Raw genomic sequence first — 17,959 nt, forward strand, 5'->3', positions numbered from 1 at the left:
GAAATAATTATTTATTATTGTGAAAACTATTGCAATATTCAGCACCAGGTGTAGTATACAGATTGTATACAAGTGGTATACAAAGGGTTGCCGCCCCATGCAACGGCAAACTACTGAAAGCTTTCAATTACTTATTGTCATTTTCGCTATTATTTACTTTTTAACATGTATTCTATTCTGGGGGTATCATAATGAATATTGCTAATGCAATTGAAAAGACATTCACTAATGTGGGTGTGGTAAGTGCAATTACATCAACTATTTTTATCATCCTGCTGGGCTTCTACCTGCGTCGGAAGGGAACGTTTGGCCCGAATTTCGGTAAGGTCCTCACCAAGGTCGTGCTGGCAGTTGCCATTGCGGCCCTCTCCTTCAACTCATTCATGCAGCCAATCGACCACCAGTCCCTCCACCAGGGGCTAGGCGTCCTTGTCTGGGGATTTATTATCTACATCATTTTGATCTTTGCCGCCCCGTTAATGTACAGTCGTAGGGATATGGATAAACGTGAGGTCATGGGGATTCTGACCGCCTTTGGTTCCACCACCTTCTTCGGTATCCCAATCGTCGGGGTAATCTACGGTCCCAAAGGGGTTCTGTACAGTTCGATCTTCAATATCGGCTACCGGATCTTTCTCTACTCATACGCCTATATCAAGATGACCGGGTTGAAGATGGAAAAGGAAAACATTAAGAAAATGTTCCTGAACCCAATTGTGATTGCGACAATCCTTGGTTTTGTTTTATGGTTGGTACAGGGCCTGGCCCCACAGGTAACGGTTCCACTGATGAAGAATGGTGTCGCGGCTGGCGGCGTAACCACGGTGGCCTTTTACCGAATCGACCAGACAGCAATCTGGCTGTGGAAGCCATTAAACTACCTGGCGTCCTTGGCCTCACCGCTGGCATGGCTGGCGATCGGGTGCACGCTTGGTTCGATCTCACTCAAGAGCGCTGTTTCTAACAAGCTGGTATGGTACTACTCCTTCAATAAGGTAATCCTGGTACCGCTGCTGAACCTGGTTATCCTGTTAGTATTGGACGTCACCCGGATCATGCCGCTAAACTTCGTGGCTATTGCCACCATTGTCGTCATGATGGCAACGCCAACCGCAGCCGTTGCAGCATCCTACGCCATCAGTTACGACCGGCAGGCGGTATTAACCTCAAACTCATCACTGATTTCGACGGTCTCTGCGGTTGTGATGATGCCAATCTGGATTGCCATTCTGGGCATCTTAAACAGTGCGGGAATTTTTCACTAGTTTAGGGAGGAAATATATATTATGAAAATTGTTTGTTACGGCGTGCGGCCGATCGAAGCACCATATTTCAAGAAGCTGAATAAGTATAATTTTGGTCTTAAATTAGTCAGTGACTTTTTGACTAATGACAATGGTAACGAGGCCGCTGGGATGGATGCCGTCCTGGTCCGGGGAAACTGTGCGGTCAATGAGAAGAACCTCAACTTATTTGCCAGCTACGGTATCAAATACGTCTTCACCCGGTCGGTTGGTTTCAACCACATCGACCTAAAGACGGCTAAGCAGCTGGGCATCCAGATTGCGCGGGTGCCAAACTACTCACCGTATGCGGTGGCAGAATTAGCTCTGACCTTGGGAATGCAGATGTTCCGGCACGTTAACCTGGCCGTCAACGATAGCCGGTTAGGCGATTTCACCGTCAAGCCGGCCCTGTTTAGCCGCGAGGTTCACACCTCAACCGTGGGAATCATCGGTGCCGGCAAGATCGGTCTGACTGAGGCAAAGCTCTACCACGGACTGGGCGCCCACGTACTGGCATTTGACCCACACCCATACGAACCTGCAAAGCAATACGTTGACTTCGTAAGTATGGTTGAACTACTTAGCAGGAGTGACATTGTTTCGATCCACGTTCCTTACTTCCCAGGCCAAAATGATAACATGATCAATGCGGATACCTTCAAGCAGATGAAGAACTCGGCGATTTTCGTCAACACGGCCAGGGGTGAGATTGTCGATACCAGGGCTGTCATTGACGCGATCAATGACCAGCAGATCGCCGGTTACGCCACCGATGTCGTCATCGACGAGAAACAGATCATGAACAAGCAGTTTCCGTCCCTTGACGCCCTGCCGAATGAGGACGTCAAGGAGATGGCCAAGCTGTATCCAAAGGTCGTCATCACACCGCACATGGGGTCCTTCACTGAGCCAGCCCTTGAGGACATGATCTCGGTCAGCTTCGACAACTTCGCCGAAAGTCTTAAGACCGGGACAAATGCTAACGTAATTGAATACAAAGGATAAATTCCCTCCTTACTCCCACAGGGATTCAAACTAGGCATGCGCCAAATTAACGGCGCATGCCCTTTATTTTTCCGATATTCTCTCAACTTGAGGGAGCAGGTCATCAGCCCAGAAGGATGGTTTGCTATCCTTTTAATCAGTGCAGCTTAATTTTATGATTCATCAATCATCTATATTGCCTATCAAACACCTAATAAGGTTAATTTTATTAACATTTCAATTCCTGCAAGCTATTTCGTTAAGCTATGAGTTGACAATAACGCAAATGCGCTCAATAATATTCGCGTAATAACTAATCTTGTCACAGATATTGCCGATATTGTTCGGATTTAGGAGGAGAATATGCATTGGTTTGCTGATTTAATGGCCGCAATTGGCGTTGTCCTGAATGGGATTCCCCAGGGGATTATGGCGATGGGACTAGGTTTTGCGATTTTTCCCACCACCTTTTCATTTTTACTTGTTGCCGCAATTAACTTTGTCTTTCACTCCGTTGCGCCAGTTTCCTTCCAGGCCGAATCACTAGCCTTGACGGGGAAGCTGGGGCATAACACGCGCGAATTTACCTCAATCATCTTCGGTGGATCGGTTATCATGGCGATTATTGGCTTTACCGGTATCCTTACCCGGATTGTTCATATCTTCGGTAATCAGATAATCACCGCCATGATGGCTGGTGTCGGAATCATGCTGGCAAAAATTGCTCTAGACATGTCAAAGGTCCACCGGCAGAGCCTGACTGGCTGGCTGTCAATCCTGGTTGCGGTGATCACCTATCTAGTCTCAAAAGACCTGGTGTGGACCATCTGCCTTTCGGTAATCCTCTCAAGTCTCTATGCGGTCTTTGGCGAACACTACCGCGCCACGCTTCCGGCAAGCGTGACCGTCCGTAAGTTTATCTTTACCAAACCAATGTTCAACCTCCGCATCGTGCGGGGTGCCCTTAGTCTCGCCTGCTTGAATATCGGTGCGAACCTCTCCTATGGACTAATCACGGGCCAGATGACGGGAATCAAACCGAACCCCGTCAATTTGAACTTGCTGACCAGTTCCCAGGCCCTGGCCGATATGGGTACCAGCCTGCTCGGCAGGGCCCCAGTAGAGACGATCATCTCTGCAACGGCGAGCGCCCCGGAGCCAGTGATTGCCGGTTGCCTGATGATGGTGATCATGGCAGTGATCCTCCTCTTAGGATGGCTGCAAAAAATTGGCAAGTATGTCCCTAGCGCCTCAATTGCTGGTTTCCTATTTGTCCTGGGGATGTTTGTGACCTTCCCGGAAAACGCCGCTGTTGCCCTCACCGGAAAGGAACAGCTCGTCGCCGCCACCACAATGCTGGTGACTGCCTTGGTCGACCCCTTCGCCGGGCTGCTTTCCGGTGGCCTGCTGAAAGTCTTATTACCGTTATTTGCATCACTCTAGGAGGTCTTCAATGAAAACATACCAACTTATCATCGGTGACCAGCGCCGGAACCTACCCCTCATCCCCATCAGTGCCGATACCGCCATCGCCTCGTTTGTCCTGCTGGGGGATGACGCAATGAGCTATACGGCTGCTAAACTATTACTGCCCAAGCTCCCAAAGGACTTTGATTATGTCGTTACCGTCGAAAGCAAGGGAATCTCGCTAGCTCACGACCTGGCCCTGCTTAGCGGCCATCCCCGCTCGCTTGTCATCCGCAAATCGGTGAAGGGGTACATGAAGGACCCGCTGAAGACCACCGTTAACGCCATTACCACGACCCATGAACAGGAATTAGTCCTCGACGGCGACGACGCGAAAAAGCTGCAGGGAAAGCGCGTGGTCCTGGTTGATGATGTCATCAGCACCGGAAACTCTATCCACGCTGCTTGCCAGCTCCTCGATAAGGCCGGCTGCCACGTTGTTAGCAAGCTTGCTATCCTGGCAGAAGGACCCGCTGCCAAGCGGACCGATATTCAGTTTTTAAAGCCCCTCCCGCTTTTCAACCTTGATGGGACGGTTAAGGAGTTTTGATAAGTATCCCTCATCCAAAAACGCCATCCAGGATTCATTGAAAATCCTGGATGGCGTTTCTATCTGATTTCCTAAAGTACCCGAATATATCAGTTATGACGACGATACAGGAAGAGCGTACTAAACAATGCGGATAATAAGCCTAGACTAGCCAAAACATATGCTGATCCATCACCGGTTTGTGGCAAAATTTCTTCGCCATTTTTTTTAGTATTTTGTGATCCCTGATAGCCTCCACGCCTCATAGGATTAGCTTGAGTTGAGCTAGCAGTCTTAGCGAGTTCACCATTGATTTGGTTTGCAGTCAGATCACTCGCCAAGGCATCCTGACCTGTCCTGCTTTCAGCAGCAATGGAATCCACGTTTGCTGCTCCAGTAATAGGGACAATCTTTTCAGACGCAGTACCAAAAGACTTAGCAGCTAGATAGTTGTTTAGGAAGATCAATTTATGATTCTCTTCAAATAATCTTCCAAGTTCTAACAATGTCAAATCACTCCCATTGGGTCCTTGCAGCTGAATCCCCAGAGGTAATCCAGCAGCATTAACATAAGTTGGTAAACTTAATGCAGGCTCCCCGGAAAGATTTGCCAATTGTGTAAAAGGAGTTTTGCTTAATCCATGTAACCAAGAATCATAGATTAACTGCATCTGCTGGTCGAATGGTAAATCCTTAATTTTTAATATTTTCTGGACATTATCTGGCAGGAAAGCCGGCTCGCTATTCAAGGGCGCTACGGTCGCGGTTGTCGGTGTTAGATAAATTGGATATTCTTCATGAAAAGCCGTCATTTGCTGGCTAATCAGTTTTAACTCCGCCCGATACTTTTGTAACGTATCTCGTGGCGCTTTCCGATTCGCTTCATACAGTGCATAGGTCATCGGGCTAATCAAGTGGTTGGTAACATCTGCTGCCGTTAAATTACGATGTAACTTTTGATTCGCCATGAAATTAGCAACCGAACCATCAGCAAGCGCTCCTAAATAATAACTCTGCATCATTTTGACACCATCCACCGGACTATTCTGCTCTACAACAGTAAAGCCCTGCCGCCTAAGAAACTTAACAGCATCTAAGATAGCTTGTTGGGCATCCTTGCTGACTGATGTACCAACAGGAGATGTGAGTGAGTAGGCAATCTTCAAGGAACGTAAATTAGCAGGTGTGGCTTTCAATAAAGCAGCACGACGCGGATTCATCACCCCCTTGAATAGGGTAATAGTATCGTCAATATTCCGTGTTTCCGCAAAGTTGACCACCGACGGGATCGACGAATCACCCAAAATGATTCCTTGGGTTGGCTTTAATCCAATCACTCCAGACCAGGAAGCAGGAATTCGCAGTGAACCCCCAGCATCGTTTCCCGTTGCGACCGGAACAATCCCCGCCGCAACACTCGCGGCTGCGCCCCCCGATGAACCGCCCGTGTTGTGATCAAGGCTCCATGGATTATGCGCAACCCCATATAGATTAGAGTCCGTCACGTTAATTAATCCTAATTCAGGATAATTGGTTGAACCTACTATGATAAATCCCATGTCCTGGAGCTTCTTGACAAAATTTTTCGTGTAACCGTACGTATTTCCCTCTAGGTAAGGCAACCCGTTAGTGTTTGAGTAGCCCTTATAGGCTTGACCTAAGCCTTTAATCAAAATTGGTGTTCCGTAAAACGGCTTATCCTGTTTTTGATCTTGTGCTGGATTTTGGCTAGACTGTTGAAGACGCTGCACTTGTTGCTGGGCATCAGCTGGGTCCTGGTAAATAACGTTATTCAATCGAGGATTCTCATCATTTATTTTTTGATAGGTATGATCAACCACCTGCTGAGCATTAAGCTGACCTGAGCTGATCTGTCTGGCAATACTGGTGGCCGATTGATTATCTACTTTAGCCGCAACCTGTGTATTATCCTCAGCTGTCGTAGTTGACCTTTGAACAGTTAGCTGCTGATTATTGGCGGGTATATTATCGGCTAACACCGGTGCAGCACAGCTTAGATTACCCAAAAACAATATGCCGGTCGCAACCGCTAACCATATCTGGCGACGATGATGATTCATTGTGAACACCCCTTTTTTGTTAATATGGTTACATTATAGGGTGAATGGTACCGATTTCAATAGCTAAAATTAGGAGATTATAATGTCATTTTGCAAGTACAAACACAAAGCGCTGCCATGGCCGAAGCCATCACTACATTTCAAGCTCGTTCACCGCTGCTTAACGCCAGGTTCAGAAACCGTTAATTTCCTCTCAAACGCTTTCGTGATACATTGAACATGTGGAGAGAAAGCAAAACGGAGGTTATTAAAATGAAAAAATTAACTGATCAAGTTACATTTAGACATGGCGCAACCATCAGCAATCGATTAGTTCAAGCACCGATGCTGACCAATAGTGGTGATAACGAAGCGGTTTCTCAGGATACCTTAGACTACTATGGTGCCCGTTCACAATCAGCGGGAATGGTAATTGTCGAGTATACTTCCGTTCGTAAAAATGGTGGCCCATCTCGGAGCTGGGCAAAAGATCGTGAACAATTAGCAATCTATGATGACCATTTCAAACCGGGGATGGCAAAGGTTGCTAAGGCATTAAAGAAGGATGGCAATAAGGCGATTTTGCAATTAGTCCACTCCGGTCGGGAAGCTAATTATGCCCCGAAACTTGGCCGCACGGTCGAAGTTCCTAGCAAGATGGACTTCCCGTGGATTGACTACCCGCTTCATGAATTAACGGACGACGAGGTTCAAGATGTGGTTAACGACTTTGGGGCCGCAACCAAGCGCGCCATCGATTACGGCTTTGACGGGGTCGAGATCCATGGTGCTAACCATTACCTAATTCAACAGTTCTTCTCAGCATTCTCTAACCATCGGACTGATAATTGGGGCGGTAGTTTGGAAAAACGGATGAACTTCCCATTGGCCATTGTTAAAGAGGTGCTGAGTGTTGTTAAGGAATATGCACCAAAGGACTTCATCGTCGGGTACCGGATCAGTCCAGAGGAGATTCACGAAACGGTTGGCTACACTTGGCATGAGTCTACCCAACTGATCAAGGCGATCACTGACCACTACGACCTAGATTACATTCACCTTTCACTTCCTAAATATGACGCAAAACCAAAGGATTCGGATAAGACCTTTGCGGAATTATTCCAACCAGCGATCGGCAACGATGCTAAAGAAATTATCGTTGGGGACGTCATGTCAGAAGAAGATGCCCAAGCCGCTTTGAAGCTGACCGACCTGGTGGCAATGGCCCGGGCAACCTTGATTGATCCACAAATCGGTCTCAAGATAAGCGAAGGCCGTGGTAACGAAATTATTCGTAAGATTTCTCCTGAACAGGTTAAGAAGTCCCATTTAACGCCCGGCCTCATCAATCTTTTCTCTGATCCAAAAATGGAACCGCACTTGCCAGGCCGGGAGTCAATCTACGCCCTCCATCAAGCGGGTTCCTTGAACAAAGATGTCTTAAAGAATGGTACCAGCTCATCCTTTAATCTGGATGATTTTAAGAAGTAATGCAACTATAAAAAGCCAGTTAGCACTTTTGCTAGCTGGTTTTTTATAATTGCTTATTGATATTTTGAATCAAGAACTTAGTGGTTTGGTCTAAATCTGCGGCCGGATTAATAACCCAGCCAAGGGTAAAGCGATCGTTGATGATATTGCTCAAGTTTATCTTTGGCAGCGTGGCAAACAGCTCATCCGGTGAGTGGAGTGCCTGCCAATCTCTTGCCAAGCAAACCGCATTTAGTTTGGTGATCACCGTATACATCGCCCAACTGTCGTCAAGGCGGGCCACGGTTTCCAACGGTCCACATATAAATTGGAGATGTTCAAATAACTGATCATTATAAGGATCATTAAAGAGGGCAAACTTCTGCCTAGCGAGTTCTTCCTCAGTTACCCGATCCTTACTTAACAGTGGATTCTGTTTACTGGTGATTAAACTAATGTGGCCGTCGTGGACCTTGATAAACTTTAATCCTAGCAGATCGGCCTGGTGCTTACTATCGATTGCGATAAATCCGGCATCCAATTCTTGGCGGCGCACCTGCTCAATAATCGTTGAACTAGATTCTCGTTTTAACAGAAGCGTGGTGTTTGAATCATAGGCCTTGAGAAATTCAGTTAACATTGGCTTCAAGAACGTGTTGGTATAGGCAAAGCGAATGGTATGACTCTTGTTTAATCTCCCCAGCCGACTGGCCTGATGAACTAGGTTAACCTTCGCCGACATCATTGATTTAATGTAAGGTAACAGTTCCTGCCCTTTATCAGTCAGGGCCATCCCCTGGTGGCTCCGCGCAAAGAGCTGCACACCCAGCTCATCCTCTAATTGTGAAATTGATTGACTCAGCCCCGATTTGGAGATATGCAGAAAATCTGCCGTCGCCTGAAGGGTCCGGTGGTTTGCCAACTCGGTAACGTATAACAGCTGATCGTAGTTCATTCCTATCCCCTACTTTCACTAAATAACGTAAGAGTTAAAGTTTTTCTCGTCTTCAAGTTATACAGACAACTAGTATCAATACTTGTGACTTCCACAGCTGATACCCAGGTATAATATAATCACCCTTGCGAGAAGTTTTATGGGCGGTGGCTGTTTTCTTGAAATGAGGTGGTTCCTGTGAGCTATTCTTCAGAAAGGATTACAGCCCGTGAGCGTCTACCAGGCACTCATGCTAGCGTTAGCATTTGCGACTTTCGTTGTTGCATTTACTAACCTTTATTTTCACATTCTGTGCATAATAAAAGACCGTCCAGTTAACTTTGGCAGGTTGCGGACGATCTTTTATTAGATAAAAAGTAACTAAGCCACCGCCTTTAAAGCGGCTCGCTTTTTTGTTTACAATTGTATTTTACCATCAGTGATAGCTACGAACAAATTGTAAATCTTTGAATCGCACATTTCCATCTTGCTATTGAAGGATCATTCGTAATTTCTTTAATCTATCATCAACAAGGGCCGTAGAAAAGCTCATTTTGTTTTCCAACGACTTCTTTTAATCATGCTTGTTTTCTCTTGCGCTTAATAAGTGTTAAGCCAGTCATGCTCATCAATGAAGTCCCTAACAATAGCCAGCTAAGCTCATCATTATCACCAGTCTGTGGTAATATAGCTTGCTTATTTGTAGGACGATTTGTTCGTGAATTAAGTCCAACCGGCGTTAAATTAGTTAAACTATTATTTACGCTTGCGTTATTGGTCCCCGCTTTTCGCATTGATTCTGCATTCAGCTGAACAGTATTAGCAGGTTGCTCAACCGTTGCTGGTATCACCACTACTGGCGCGGTTGGTTGATTTACTACTTTATCTGTTTGGGTTGTAACAGATTGGGTAGCAGATTGATCCTTTTCATTATGTTTTGTTGTTTCTCCTGCTAATTGTGCAGCTGTCATGTAAATCTTACGGTTCATTACCGGAGCAGTAATTAGATTACCTTTATTCGTCATATCAGTAATGTAGTCAATAAAAACATCCGTATCCTGTCCAACAATTCCAACCAACTTAGCATCCTTAAAGGCGGAAAAGCCATCCCCACCACCAGCAAGGAAATCATTAATTACAACATTATAGGTCTTCTGCATATCCAGTGGCTGATTATTTTGGTCATATACCTTAACTACCTTGTACGGCTGGTTAGGGTCATTCTGATCAGTATACGTATAATGCAGACCGGCAACCTGTAAATAATATGCTTGATCTTCATCATATTGCTGGTTAAGCGCCTTAACAATTTGGGCGCCGGTCATCTGAACTACTCGTAAAATATTACCAAATGGCTGCACTGCCTGAGCACTTCCCCACGTAATTGAACGATCATTATTCACGTGAAGGTCAGCACGAACCCCACCGGTATTAGTCATTGCAAAATCTGCTGGTAATCCCGCCTTTTTAGCAGCATATAGCTGACCATCAACAACCAACTCCCCAACAGCATTTTCGCGAGTGGCGGTATTATGAAGCCGCCCTAAAATATCACCTGGCTTAGCAGCTTCCCCAATCTTTTTATTAATAATTGGTGCAACTCGGCGGTTTGCATCCTGAACAATTGCAGTTACATTAGCATCAGTTTTGACGTTCGGTGCATCTTTTTCAGATAGGACTGGGTAAACATGTGAAACAAGGCTGCCCTTTACAAAGTCATCAGTCGTAGGATCAATATAGCCGATAATATCATCATATGCTTTTCCCGTATAGATAGCTTGAACAAGCTTGACACTTCCAACTGTCGCATTGGCATACTGGTGAGAATGACCAGCAATGTAAAGGTCAACAGAATTATTAGGGTCGATTTGGTAGAGCTTCTTAATAATATCCACTGCATTTCCCTTGGTGTTTCCTTCTTTGTCCGTCGATACACCAGTATGGGCTAATACTACGATCGCATTTACGCCTTTTTTCCGTAAAATCCTGTCATACTTAGCAATTGTTTCTGCTTCATCAAGAATATCGTAATCCTTGTGATTATCATATAAAGTTAGGATTGGTAACGATGTTGTTTCAATCCCAATAAAACCAATTCTTGCAACCTTCCCATCACTAGTATGAATCTCTTTAATTAAATATGGTTGCATCCCAAACGGAATTTGGCCATCAGACTTTTGGACCACATTAGCAGTAATAATGTTAATGCCAGATTTAACATGAGGATATGCCATTGCTGCTTCATTGTACTGCTTTACCGGCTGCCCACCATTTACAATCCGCATGTATTCGGCAAGACCTTCGTCAAATTCATGATTTCCTAATGTTCCAATATCAAAGTTCATCGCTTTTAAGGCGTGCATCGTTGGCTCATCCTGTAGTAATGCTGAATTTGCTGGTGATGCACCAACCATATCCCCTGCCTCAACCCGGATAGTTGTTCCCGTTGGATTAGCAGCCTTAAAGCTCTCTTCAGCAGAATCAAGGTGGCCGGCCAACCGAGCAACAGTTCCTGTATCAGAATAGGTATTATTACCAATTGTTGCTGACCCAGTTGTTTCTAGGCCTCCGTGTAAATCATTGATCCCCAAGATTTGTACCGGAACATCATGCTGGTATTGAGCTGGATCAGCCCAGTCAGTTGTCGCTTGTGGTGTGCTGGCCTCATCCTTATTCGTCTGAACCAGTGGTGTCACATTATCAGTAACTGGTTGGCCGTTACTCGAAGTTGTCGTCGCTGCATGAATACTGTTCGCTTGCAAATAAAATCCCAATAGTGCCGTTCCCAATAATAACGTATACTTAGAACCCTTACTCTTCATTTGAGATAACTCCTCCATAAGTGCGGATGAATAATAGCAGATTAAAATCTGATTAGATTTTAGCATGATTCAAACTTAATTTTGGTAGTAGTTATCAATTTTTAAAAGGGGTTACACAATTAACGAATTACCTTTTTAAGGTTCAACCGGTCACCTACTAATAGTTATAGTTCGTGCTGGCACGAAATTTTACTTCAACCATTCTTAGAACTAATCAGTAGTTGGTCAGGAATCTGTTCTTCTAACTCCGTAACATGATGAACTTAAAAGGATAGTAGAATAAGGAATCAAATACTTTACAACCCCATTTATTTTAGTCAAAAGAAATGACCTTACTGCAACAGAATTCCGCTACTGGTAAAGCCAACTAATTTTTATTATTTAATGTGGAAGCTTGGCAGGATACAGTATCATGTTTTAGTTCGGTATATTTCATGGCAATTCTTCTTTCATTAAGTTAACTATTGAAAATCAAAGAAGTAGCCATGCACTTCAATTCAGGATTTTCAAAAAAAGCAAGCTCTACAAAAGCTTGCATCGTTCTTCTCTTAGTTGAGGTCATTGTTACCATCGTTATGATCATCATCGTTGAGGTAATCATGATAATGGGCATAGCTATCATCGTGGTGCTGCATCGCATGCAGGGTTTCATTGTCCCACAGCGTATCGGACACCGAGTCATCGTTATTTTCGTTCGAAGCATGCCGGGGATTGGTTAAGTCATCGCCACTGAGCCATGTGATCAGCCAGCTGATTCCTCCTAAGACAAGGTACAACATTAAGAGCCCAGCACCAAAGTAAAAGATTACTGGCCAGAGTCCGAGCAGGGTAATCAGAATCGCAATAATGATCGCAAAGATCACCCGCCGATGATGAACGATCTCCTTTTGCTTGTCATTGAGCATATTAACGACGCCTCTTCCCGCTATTAAAACTACGATGAATGCCCTTTCTAAATTATTATACCACTTTCGCATACCTTAACTATTACACGTTACTAAACCGTATTTCTTTTCCATACCAGGACTATATAGTATCTCTCTTGCCGTACGGCTGATAGATTTACACTGACGTTCAAATGTTACTCTTTGCATTTATAAAATTCGGTTTTATAAAAAATAACGGTAAACTATGAATTCATAGAATATTAGTTTTATAAAGATACTTAGTCATCAAGTAGTGGTGCAATGTGGTTAACATACAAGTCACCCAACTGTGCCCGTACCTGCTTCTTCCAATCCATCATCCGTTTTAGTTCAGAGTCAGCATTAGCTTCCTTAAACTTCTTAAAAGCATCGCGGGACAACATTTGATTAACGCCAGCCTGTTTGGAGGCATGAACATCATAATTCTTAATAACAAATTTTAAGTCGTCTAAACTAACGTGGTACTTATCCGCAAAGGCAACTAGTTCTTGATTATAAGCCTGATCAATCATCTTATTTAAGAGTTGATCAACCTGTTGCCCTGCAAATTTTTCTGGATGTTGTTTAATCTTGCCCCATAATTGACTAACAATAGTTGCTAACGGCTTATTAGTACGCCCTAAATCGTCAATATAATCTTCAATTTCCGTAGCTTCTTGTTCACCAGCTGTTGGCAATAGTTCACCTTCATCCGGAACATAAGCCTGAATCAATGACAGAATATATTGATAATTAACTGACTTATCAATCACTGATTCCAGTTCATAGTCAGTATTGACAGGCTCCGCATCATCATCGTCATCACCACCACACTTCTTGAATTTTTCCACCAGCGTTTCATATGTTCCTTGCATCGCGTCCAAGGTTTCCGGTGTCAATTTATAATCAGCTACCTGATCAACATCATCGAATTCATCATAAGTCTGAACCGCTGCAAAAGTCTTATCAAACTGTTGATAATCCTTCATAAAGTCTTTCTGCTCTTCATCCGTTGCGTAGAGGATCGACTGTTCCCCTACCGAAAAAGCATAAGGAGCGATTTGATCATATGCATAGTCAAACTTTTCCTTGGATTCAGTCCACGTCGGCGCAATAACCTCACCAATGCCACCCTTCGAATACAGGGTTAGTGCGTCATCAATATCTTTGCTAAACGTTTTGGGGAACTGGAAAGTGATGATGTTCCCATACTTCTTATCCTGATCAAAAATCCGGTTGGTCCGGGAAAATGATTGAATAATGTTCTGCGGGTTCATCGGTGGCCGATCAACAAAGAGTGTTGAAAGATACTGGGAGTCAAAGCCCGTCAGCAAGCGATCTACAACAATAACCAAATCTAATCGCTCACTCTGCGGCTTGAACGCATCGTTCTTCCGTGCTAGTCGGTCATTGATGTTCTTATTATAGGCACCAATTTCATCCAAGCTATAACTGGTTCCATACTCATGATTATAATCATCGATGGCTTCCTTCATAAATTCCTGATCACCAAGTGAATCCTCATCATTTTGGGTAACCGAGAAGGTAATGGCAACCTTGGGGAAATCGGGCAAAATCTCCTTGATTCGCTTAGGTACTTCAACCGATGACTTACCATTTTTAATATCTCGGAATAACCGATAGTAACGTTTTGCTTGATCAATTGGCCGCTTATTAGCTGGACTCGTGGTAAGAATTGCTGAATAGGTATAACCGCGATTATTGATGTTCCGGATACCCAGATCCCGGTACGATAATTTGAGGATACTCTTAGCAACGGCATGCATATGAGCATCGGTAATATACTGGGCATTCAGTTTATCTTTATTATCTTCGTCATCGCTATCCTGATAAATATTTTGCATATCATTAATCTGAAAACCTAAAACGGCATGGTCACGGATAGCATCTTTAATGGTGTAGCTATGCAGGCAGGGTCCATATTGCTGTTCTGTGGTCCGTGCAGCTTTCCCATTTTCATTCCGACTATTTTGCGAAAAGATCGGGGTCCCCGTAAAGCCATACCAGAGTGGCTGAATATTGAAGAACTTATCAATATCCATTTTACTTTCTGGTGAAATGGTTCGGTGACATTCATCGACAATGAACGCCAATTTAAGGTTTTTAAGACGATTAAACATGGCATCATTGCGATCTTCACCCTGCCATTTGAAAAGTGTCTGTAGTTTTTGGCGAGTAGTAACCAGTACCGTCCGCTCACCGCTGGTTAATTTCTTCGCTAGATTATACGTGCTTTCGGTTTCTTTGACGTCAATAGAATCATTATTAGCATACGATTGAAAGGCTTGCGTAGTTTGGTTATCCAAATCCTTCCGATCAATCAAGAAGATAACCTTATCTAGTGACGGAATGGAAAGCAGGTTATGGGCCACTCGGTATGAAGTCAGTGTCTTACCAGAACCAGTCGTATGCCAAATATAACCGGATTGTTGCCTCTTAGATGCGTCAAAAATGGCCTCAATGGCATGGACCTGATAAGGCCGGAGAAGAATAATGTGTTTCTGCTTACTGTCCAGGACGGAGTAATCAGCAACCATGTGATGAGCCGCAGGAATTGATAAAACATCCTTGGCAAAGTCTAGGTAATTACGCACCGGATTATTATCCTTATCTACCCAACCACTCAGAAATTTCTCTCGCAGGTGCTGGTCCGCCGCAACGTACTTAGTATCTGTCCCGTTGGTTACGACAAACATTTGAATGTTGGAAAAAATACCGTTGAACTTTTGCTCAGTAATGTATTTCTGAATCTGATTGAAAGCCTGCAGATAGGAACGTTTAGGCGTTTTTAATTCGATATGAATGACTGGCAAGCCGTTAATTAGTAAGGTAACATCCCCCCGTCGATCATTATCCATTTTTTGACGCCGACCCAATTGAATTTGGTGAACAACCTCATATACCGAGGTTCCACCCGCAATATTGGTATGGTCAATCACTAATAAACTAATCGTACCAACCGTTGTATCATCACGCTGGATAGTAATACGGTATTGACCATTGGCACCAGTGAAGTCTTGGGCAGCCTTGAAGAAGGTTGAATGATTGATCTTAGCTTTAATACTAGCTTTCTCATTATCAGTTAGAGCCACTCCATTTAGGACCGCCCGATTATTATTCTGGAGGATTGTAAAGAAATTATCCCAGAGGTCGTCTTCCGTCTTAATATCCTCGCGAAGGGTCCATTGTGACTCATCACGTGTCAACTGGTTAATCAGTTTCTGTTCCATCTCTAGCTCTTGTTGCATAACAATCTCTTTTCATCAATATTTTATAGTTTCATTGTAACAGAAAAGCGCTTCATCTATTGATACAATAGGCAATTTTAATGCAGCCACTTGCTTGGGAGCAGCGTAAGTTTAGAACACTGGTACGTGCTGACAAAAATAAAAATAAGGACGGATTACCTTTACCATCATATTCAATATCTAATCAATATGGATTCATATCTCAAGACAAAAAGTTTGGGCAGGATAATACATATTCGAAAGCAGATAAAAAAAACAATTATATAGTTTATCCTAATTCTTTTGCTTATAATCCCGCAAGAATAAATGTTGGGTCGATTGGTTATCAGAATTTGAAGGGTCCTGTCCTAGTAAGTTCTTTGTATGAAATATTTAAAACAAATGAACAAATTAATGACTTATTCTTACAAGAATGGTTTAATACTAAAATGTTTTTTAACCAAATAATAAAATATCAAGAAGGAGGTGTTAGGCAATACTACTTTTTTGATAAATTACAAACATCAGAAATTAGACTTCCTTTAAATACTAATGAGCAACAAGGTATTGCTGACCTCTTGAAAAAGCTTGACAATCTTATTTCTCTCCAGCAACGAAAACTAGACCTCTTAAAGCAACTTAAAAAAGGCCTGCTACAAAAGATGTTTGTTGATAAGAATGCCAAACAACCAATACTACGGTTTAAGGGCTTCAGTGGTGACTGGGAGCAACATAAGCTAAGTAAAATGCTACAAGAGAGAAATGAAAAAACAACTGCAAGTAAAGAATACCCTTTAATGTCTTTTGTTCAAGGAACAGGAGTTGTCCCGAAAAGCCAACGTTATGACCGAGAATTTTTAGTAAAAAACTCTAGCAAAAAGTATAAAAAAACCGAATTAGGCGATTTCATCTATAGCTCAAATAATTTAGAAACAGGTTCTATTGGTTTTAATAAAACTGGTAAGGCAGTAATTTCACCGGTATATAGCATTTTTAAATCAAACAATAATAAAGAAAGTCAATTTATTGGTATTTTGTCAAAGCAAAAAAGCTTTATAAATGAAATGCTTCGTTATCGTCAAGGAGTAGTCTATGGTCAATGGAAAATTCATGAATCTGATTTTCTTAATTTGCAAATATTAGCGCCTGATATTCAAGAGCAAGAAAGAATTATTAAATTATTTAATGAGGTAGACAATCTTATCTCTCATCAGCGGATTAAACTAGATAGACTAACCTATCTTAAAAAGTTCCTCTTACAACAAATGTTCATCTAAATAATTTGGCGACACCAATATCGATTAGTGCCGCCATTTTTTATAGTTGGGAAAGATGATGAAGAATTTTATCGTTATCTTTATTTCGTAACTCTTCAATAATGTGTAAATAGGTTTCCTGGGTCGTTGTTGTATTCGCGTGTCCTAACCGGCGAGCAACGCTGGCGATGGAAACTCCCTCGTACAGTAATAGGGATGCATGGGTATGTCGCAAGCCATGAATTGAAATTATGTGAATACCAAGCTCGGTACAATAGCGTTCCAACAATTGATTAATGGTTGAATTAAAGACCCTTTTATCTGGTGATACGAAAACTGGCTGTTTACTATCTATGCCTTGTAATAGGGGTTTAAACTGACTCATTAGTTGCCAGTCAACGGTTACCGACCGATTCGACGATTCATTTTTGGTTGGCTGAAAATGTCCCGTCGGCGCCTTGTAGTTCCACGACTTATTGACCGTGATCACTTGTTTTTCATAATTGAAGTCAGTTGGTGTTAGGGCTAGGGCTTCCGCAAAACGCAAACCGGTTTTAGCGATAAGCAGAATAAACCAGTCCCAGCTTATGTTTGGCCCTAACTCCAGATGATTTATTAATAATCGCAGTTCATATAAATTCAGAAACTTACTTTTCTTAGCCTTAGGAGTACGGCCCTTAATAATTGCGCGACGAGTCGGATCATGTCTAAGATCGCCCATATCGATAGCATCAACTAATGCAGCCCTTAAATGGTGATGAAAGTCAAGAGTAGTTTGTCTTTCGTGCGTAGTTGCATAGTCATTCAGCAACTTTTGATATGTCTGCCGATTCAATTCGTTCATGTGAAGTTCCGGGGCGAGTGCTCTTAACTTACGATAGGTAAGGTAATACTTGTCTAAGGTAACCTGCCGAACGGCACCATCTTTATAAAGCTTAATCCAGTTCAAGTAATACTTGTAAAATAGCTTGGTACTATAGTAACTTTTTGACATACAA

At 43.1% G+C, this 17,959-nt stretch carries 13 protein-coding genes; 7 read left to right on the forward strand and 6 right to left on the reverse strand.

Annotated features, from left to right (window positions below):
* The first annotated feature begins 191 nt into the window (after positions 1–191).
* The 4 genes from CK797_RS00240 (at position 192) to CK797_RS00255 (ending at position 4,287) form a co-directional block, all read left to right on the forward strand.
* Positions 192–1,265, forward strand: a complete 1,074-nt coding sequence (locus CK797_RS00240; RefSeq protein WP_104687827.1) for an AEC family transporter — start codon at positions 192–194, stop codon at positions 1,263–1,265.
* A gap of 21 nt (positions 1,266–1,286) precedes the next feature.
* Positions 1,287–2,291, forward strand: coding sequence for an NAD(P)-dependent oxidoreductase (locus CK797_RS00245; RefSeq protein WP_104687828.1), 1,005 nt, complete (start codon positions 1,287–1,289; stop codon positions 2,289–2,291).
* A 342-nt stretch (positions 2,292–2,633) separates the two neighbouring features.
* Positions 2,634–3,713 carry a guanine permease gene (locus tag CK797_RS00250; protein WP_104687829.1) on the forward strand — a complete coding sequence of 360 codons (1,080 nt, stop codon included), beginning with the start codon at positions 2,634–2,636 and terminating at the stop codon, positions 3,711–3,713.
* A gap of 10 nt (positions 3,714–3,723) precedes the next feature.
* On the forward strand, positions 3,724–4,287 hold the full coding sequence (locus CK797_RS00255) for a phosphoribosyltransferase family protein (RefSeq protein ID WP_104687830.1): 564 nt from the start codon (positions 3,724–3,726) through the stop codon (positions 4,285–4,287).
* Positions 4,288–4,376: 89 nt separating this feature from the next.
* On the opposite strand, the gene CK797_RS00260 is transcribed toward CK797_RS00255, so the two are convergent.
* Positions 4,377–6,347, reverse strand: coding sequence for an amidase family protein (locus CK797_RS00260; RefSeq protein WP_104687831.1), 1,971 nt, complete (start codon positions 6,345–6,347; stop codon positions 4,377–4,379).
* A 252-nt stretch (positions 6,348–6,599) separates the two neighbouring features.
* Here CK797_RS00260 and CK797_RS00265 point away from each other — a divergent pair, with 252 nt between their 5' ends.
* On the forward strand, positions 6,600–7,817 hold the full coding sequence (locus CK797_RS00265) for an NADH-dependent oxidoreductase (protein ID WP_104687832.1): 1,218 nt from the start codon (positions 6,600–6,602) through the stop codon (positions 7,815–7,817).
* Between the two features lie 43 nt (positions 7,818–7,860).
* Here CK797_RS00265 and CK797_RS00270 read toward each other — a convergent pair whose 3' ends face one another.
* Complete coding sequence (locus CK797_RS00270) at positions 7,861–8,751, reverse strand: LysR family transcriptional regulator (protein ID WP_104687833.1); 891 nt, start codon at positions 8,749–8,751, stop codon at positions 7,861–7,863.
* A 229-nt stretch (positions 8,752–8,980) separates the two neighbouring features.
* Here CK797_RS00270 and CK797_RS09225 point away from each other — a divergent pair, with 229 nt between their 5' ends.
* On the forward strand, positions 8,981–9,100 hold the full coding sequence (locus CK797_RS09225; protein WP_412458016.1) for a hypothetical protein: 120 nt from the start codon (positions 8,981–8,983) through the stop codon (positions 9,098–9,100).
* Positions 9,101–9,308: 208 nt separating this feature from the next.
* Here the strand turns inward: CK797_RS09225 and CK797_RS00280 are convergent, their stop codons facing one another.
* From CK797_RS00280 to CK797_RS00290, 3 genes are all read right to left on the reverse strand, one after another.
* Positions 9,309–11,552 carry a bifunctional metallophosphatase/5'-nucleotidase gene (locus CK797_RS00280; protein ID WP_104687834.1) on the reverse strand — a complete coding sequence of 748 codons (2,244 nt, stop codon included), beginning with the start codon at positions 11,550–11,552 and terminating at the stop codon, positions 9,309–9,311.
* Between the two features lie 548 nt (positions 11,553–12,100).
* Entirely contained in the window at positions 12,101–12,457 is a 357-nt protein-coding gene (locus CK797_RS00285; RefSeq protein ID WP_104687835.1) for a hypothetical protein, read from the reverse strand.
* 260 nt (positions 12,458–12,717) lie between these two features.
* Complete coding sequence (locus tag CK797_RS00290) at positions 12,718–15,726, reverse strand: type I restriction endonuclease subunit R, EcoR124 family (protein WP_104687836.1); 3,009 nt, start codon at positions 15,724–15,726, stop codon at positions 12,718–12,720.
* An 80-nt stretch (positions 15,727–15,806) separates the two neighbouring features.
* Here CK797_RS00290 and CK797_RS00295 point away from each other — a divergent pair, with 80 nt between their 5' ends.
* Complete coding sequence (locus CK797_RS00295) at positions 15,807–16,982, forward strand: restriction endonuclease subunit S (protein ID WP_104687837.1); 1,176 nt, start codon at positions 15,807–15,809, stop codon at positions 16,980–16,982.
* Positions 16,983–17,022: 40 nt separating this feature from the next.
* Here the strand turns inward: CK797_RS00295 and CK797_RS00300 are convergent, their stop codons facing one another.
* Positions 17,023–17,955 carry a site-specific integrase gene (locus CK797_RS00300; protein WP_104687838.1) on the reverse strand — a complete coding sequence of 311 codons (933 nt, stop codon included), beginning with the start codon at positions 17,953–17,955 and terminating at the stop codon, positions 17,023–17,025.
* Between the last annotated feature and the right edge of the window lie 4 nt (positions 17,956–17,959).

This window comes from Limosilactobacillus pontis, from assembly GCF_002940945.1.
Lineage (GTDB): Bacteria > Bacillota > Bacilli > Lactobacillales > Lactobacillaceae > Limosilactobacillus > Limosilactobacillus pontis_A.

Bases quoted from the DNA above. Each gene is read 5' to 3' on its own strand.
- CK797_RS00285 (WP_104687835.1), bottom strand. From the start codon at position 12,457: ATGCTCAATGACAAGCAAAAGGAGATCGTTCATCATCGGCGGGTGATC.
- CK797_RS00260 (WP_104687831.1), bottom strand. From the start codon at position 6,347: ATGAATCATCATCGTCGCCAGATATGGTTAGCGGTTGCGACCGGCATA.
- CK797_RS00270 (WP_104687833.1), bottom strand. From the start codon at position 8,751: ATGAACTACGATCAGCTGTTATACGTTACCGAGTTGGCAAACCACCGG.
- CK797_RS00290 (WP_104687836.1), bottom strand. From the start codon at position 15,726: ATGCAACAAGAGCTAGAGATGGAACAGAAACTGATTAACCAGTTGACA.
- CK797_RS00295 (WP_104687837.1), top strand. From the start codon at position 15,807: ATGCAGCCACTTGCTTGGGAGCAGCGTAAGTTTAGAACACTGGTACGT.
- CK797_RS09225 (WP_412458016.1), top strand. From the start codon at position 8,981: ATGCTAGCGTTAGCATTTGCGACTTTCGTTGTTGCATTTACTAACCTT.
- CK797_RS00280 (WP_104687834.1), bottom strand. From the start codon at position 11,552: ATGAAGAGTAAGGGTTCTAAGTATACGTTATTATTGGGAACGGCACTA.
- CK797_RS00265 (WP_104687832.1), top strand. From the start codon at position 6,600: ATGAAAAAATTAACTGATCAAGTTACATTTAGACATGGCGCAACCATC.
- CK797_RS00300 (WP_104687838.1), bottom strand. From the start codon at position 17,955: ATGTCAAAAAGTTACTATAGTACCAAGCTATTTTACAAGTATTACTTG.
- CK797_RS00250 (WP_104687829.1), top strand. From the start codon at position 2,634: ATGCATTGGTTTGCTGATTTAATGGCCGCAATTGGCGTTGTCCTGAAT.
- CK797_RS00255 (WP_104687830.1), top strand. From the start codon at position 3,724: ATGAAAACATACCAACTTATCATCGGTGACCAGCGCCGGAACCTACCC.
- CK797_RS00245 (WP_104687828.1), top strand. From the start codon at position 1,287: ATGAAAATTGTTTGTTACGGCGTGCGGCCGATCGAAGCACCATATTTC.
- CK797_RS00240 (WP_104687827.1), top strand. From the start codon at position 192: ATGAATATTGCTAATGCAATTGAAAAGACATTCACTAATGTGGGTGTG.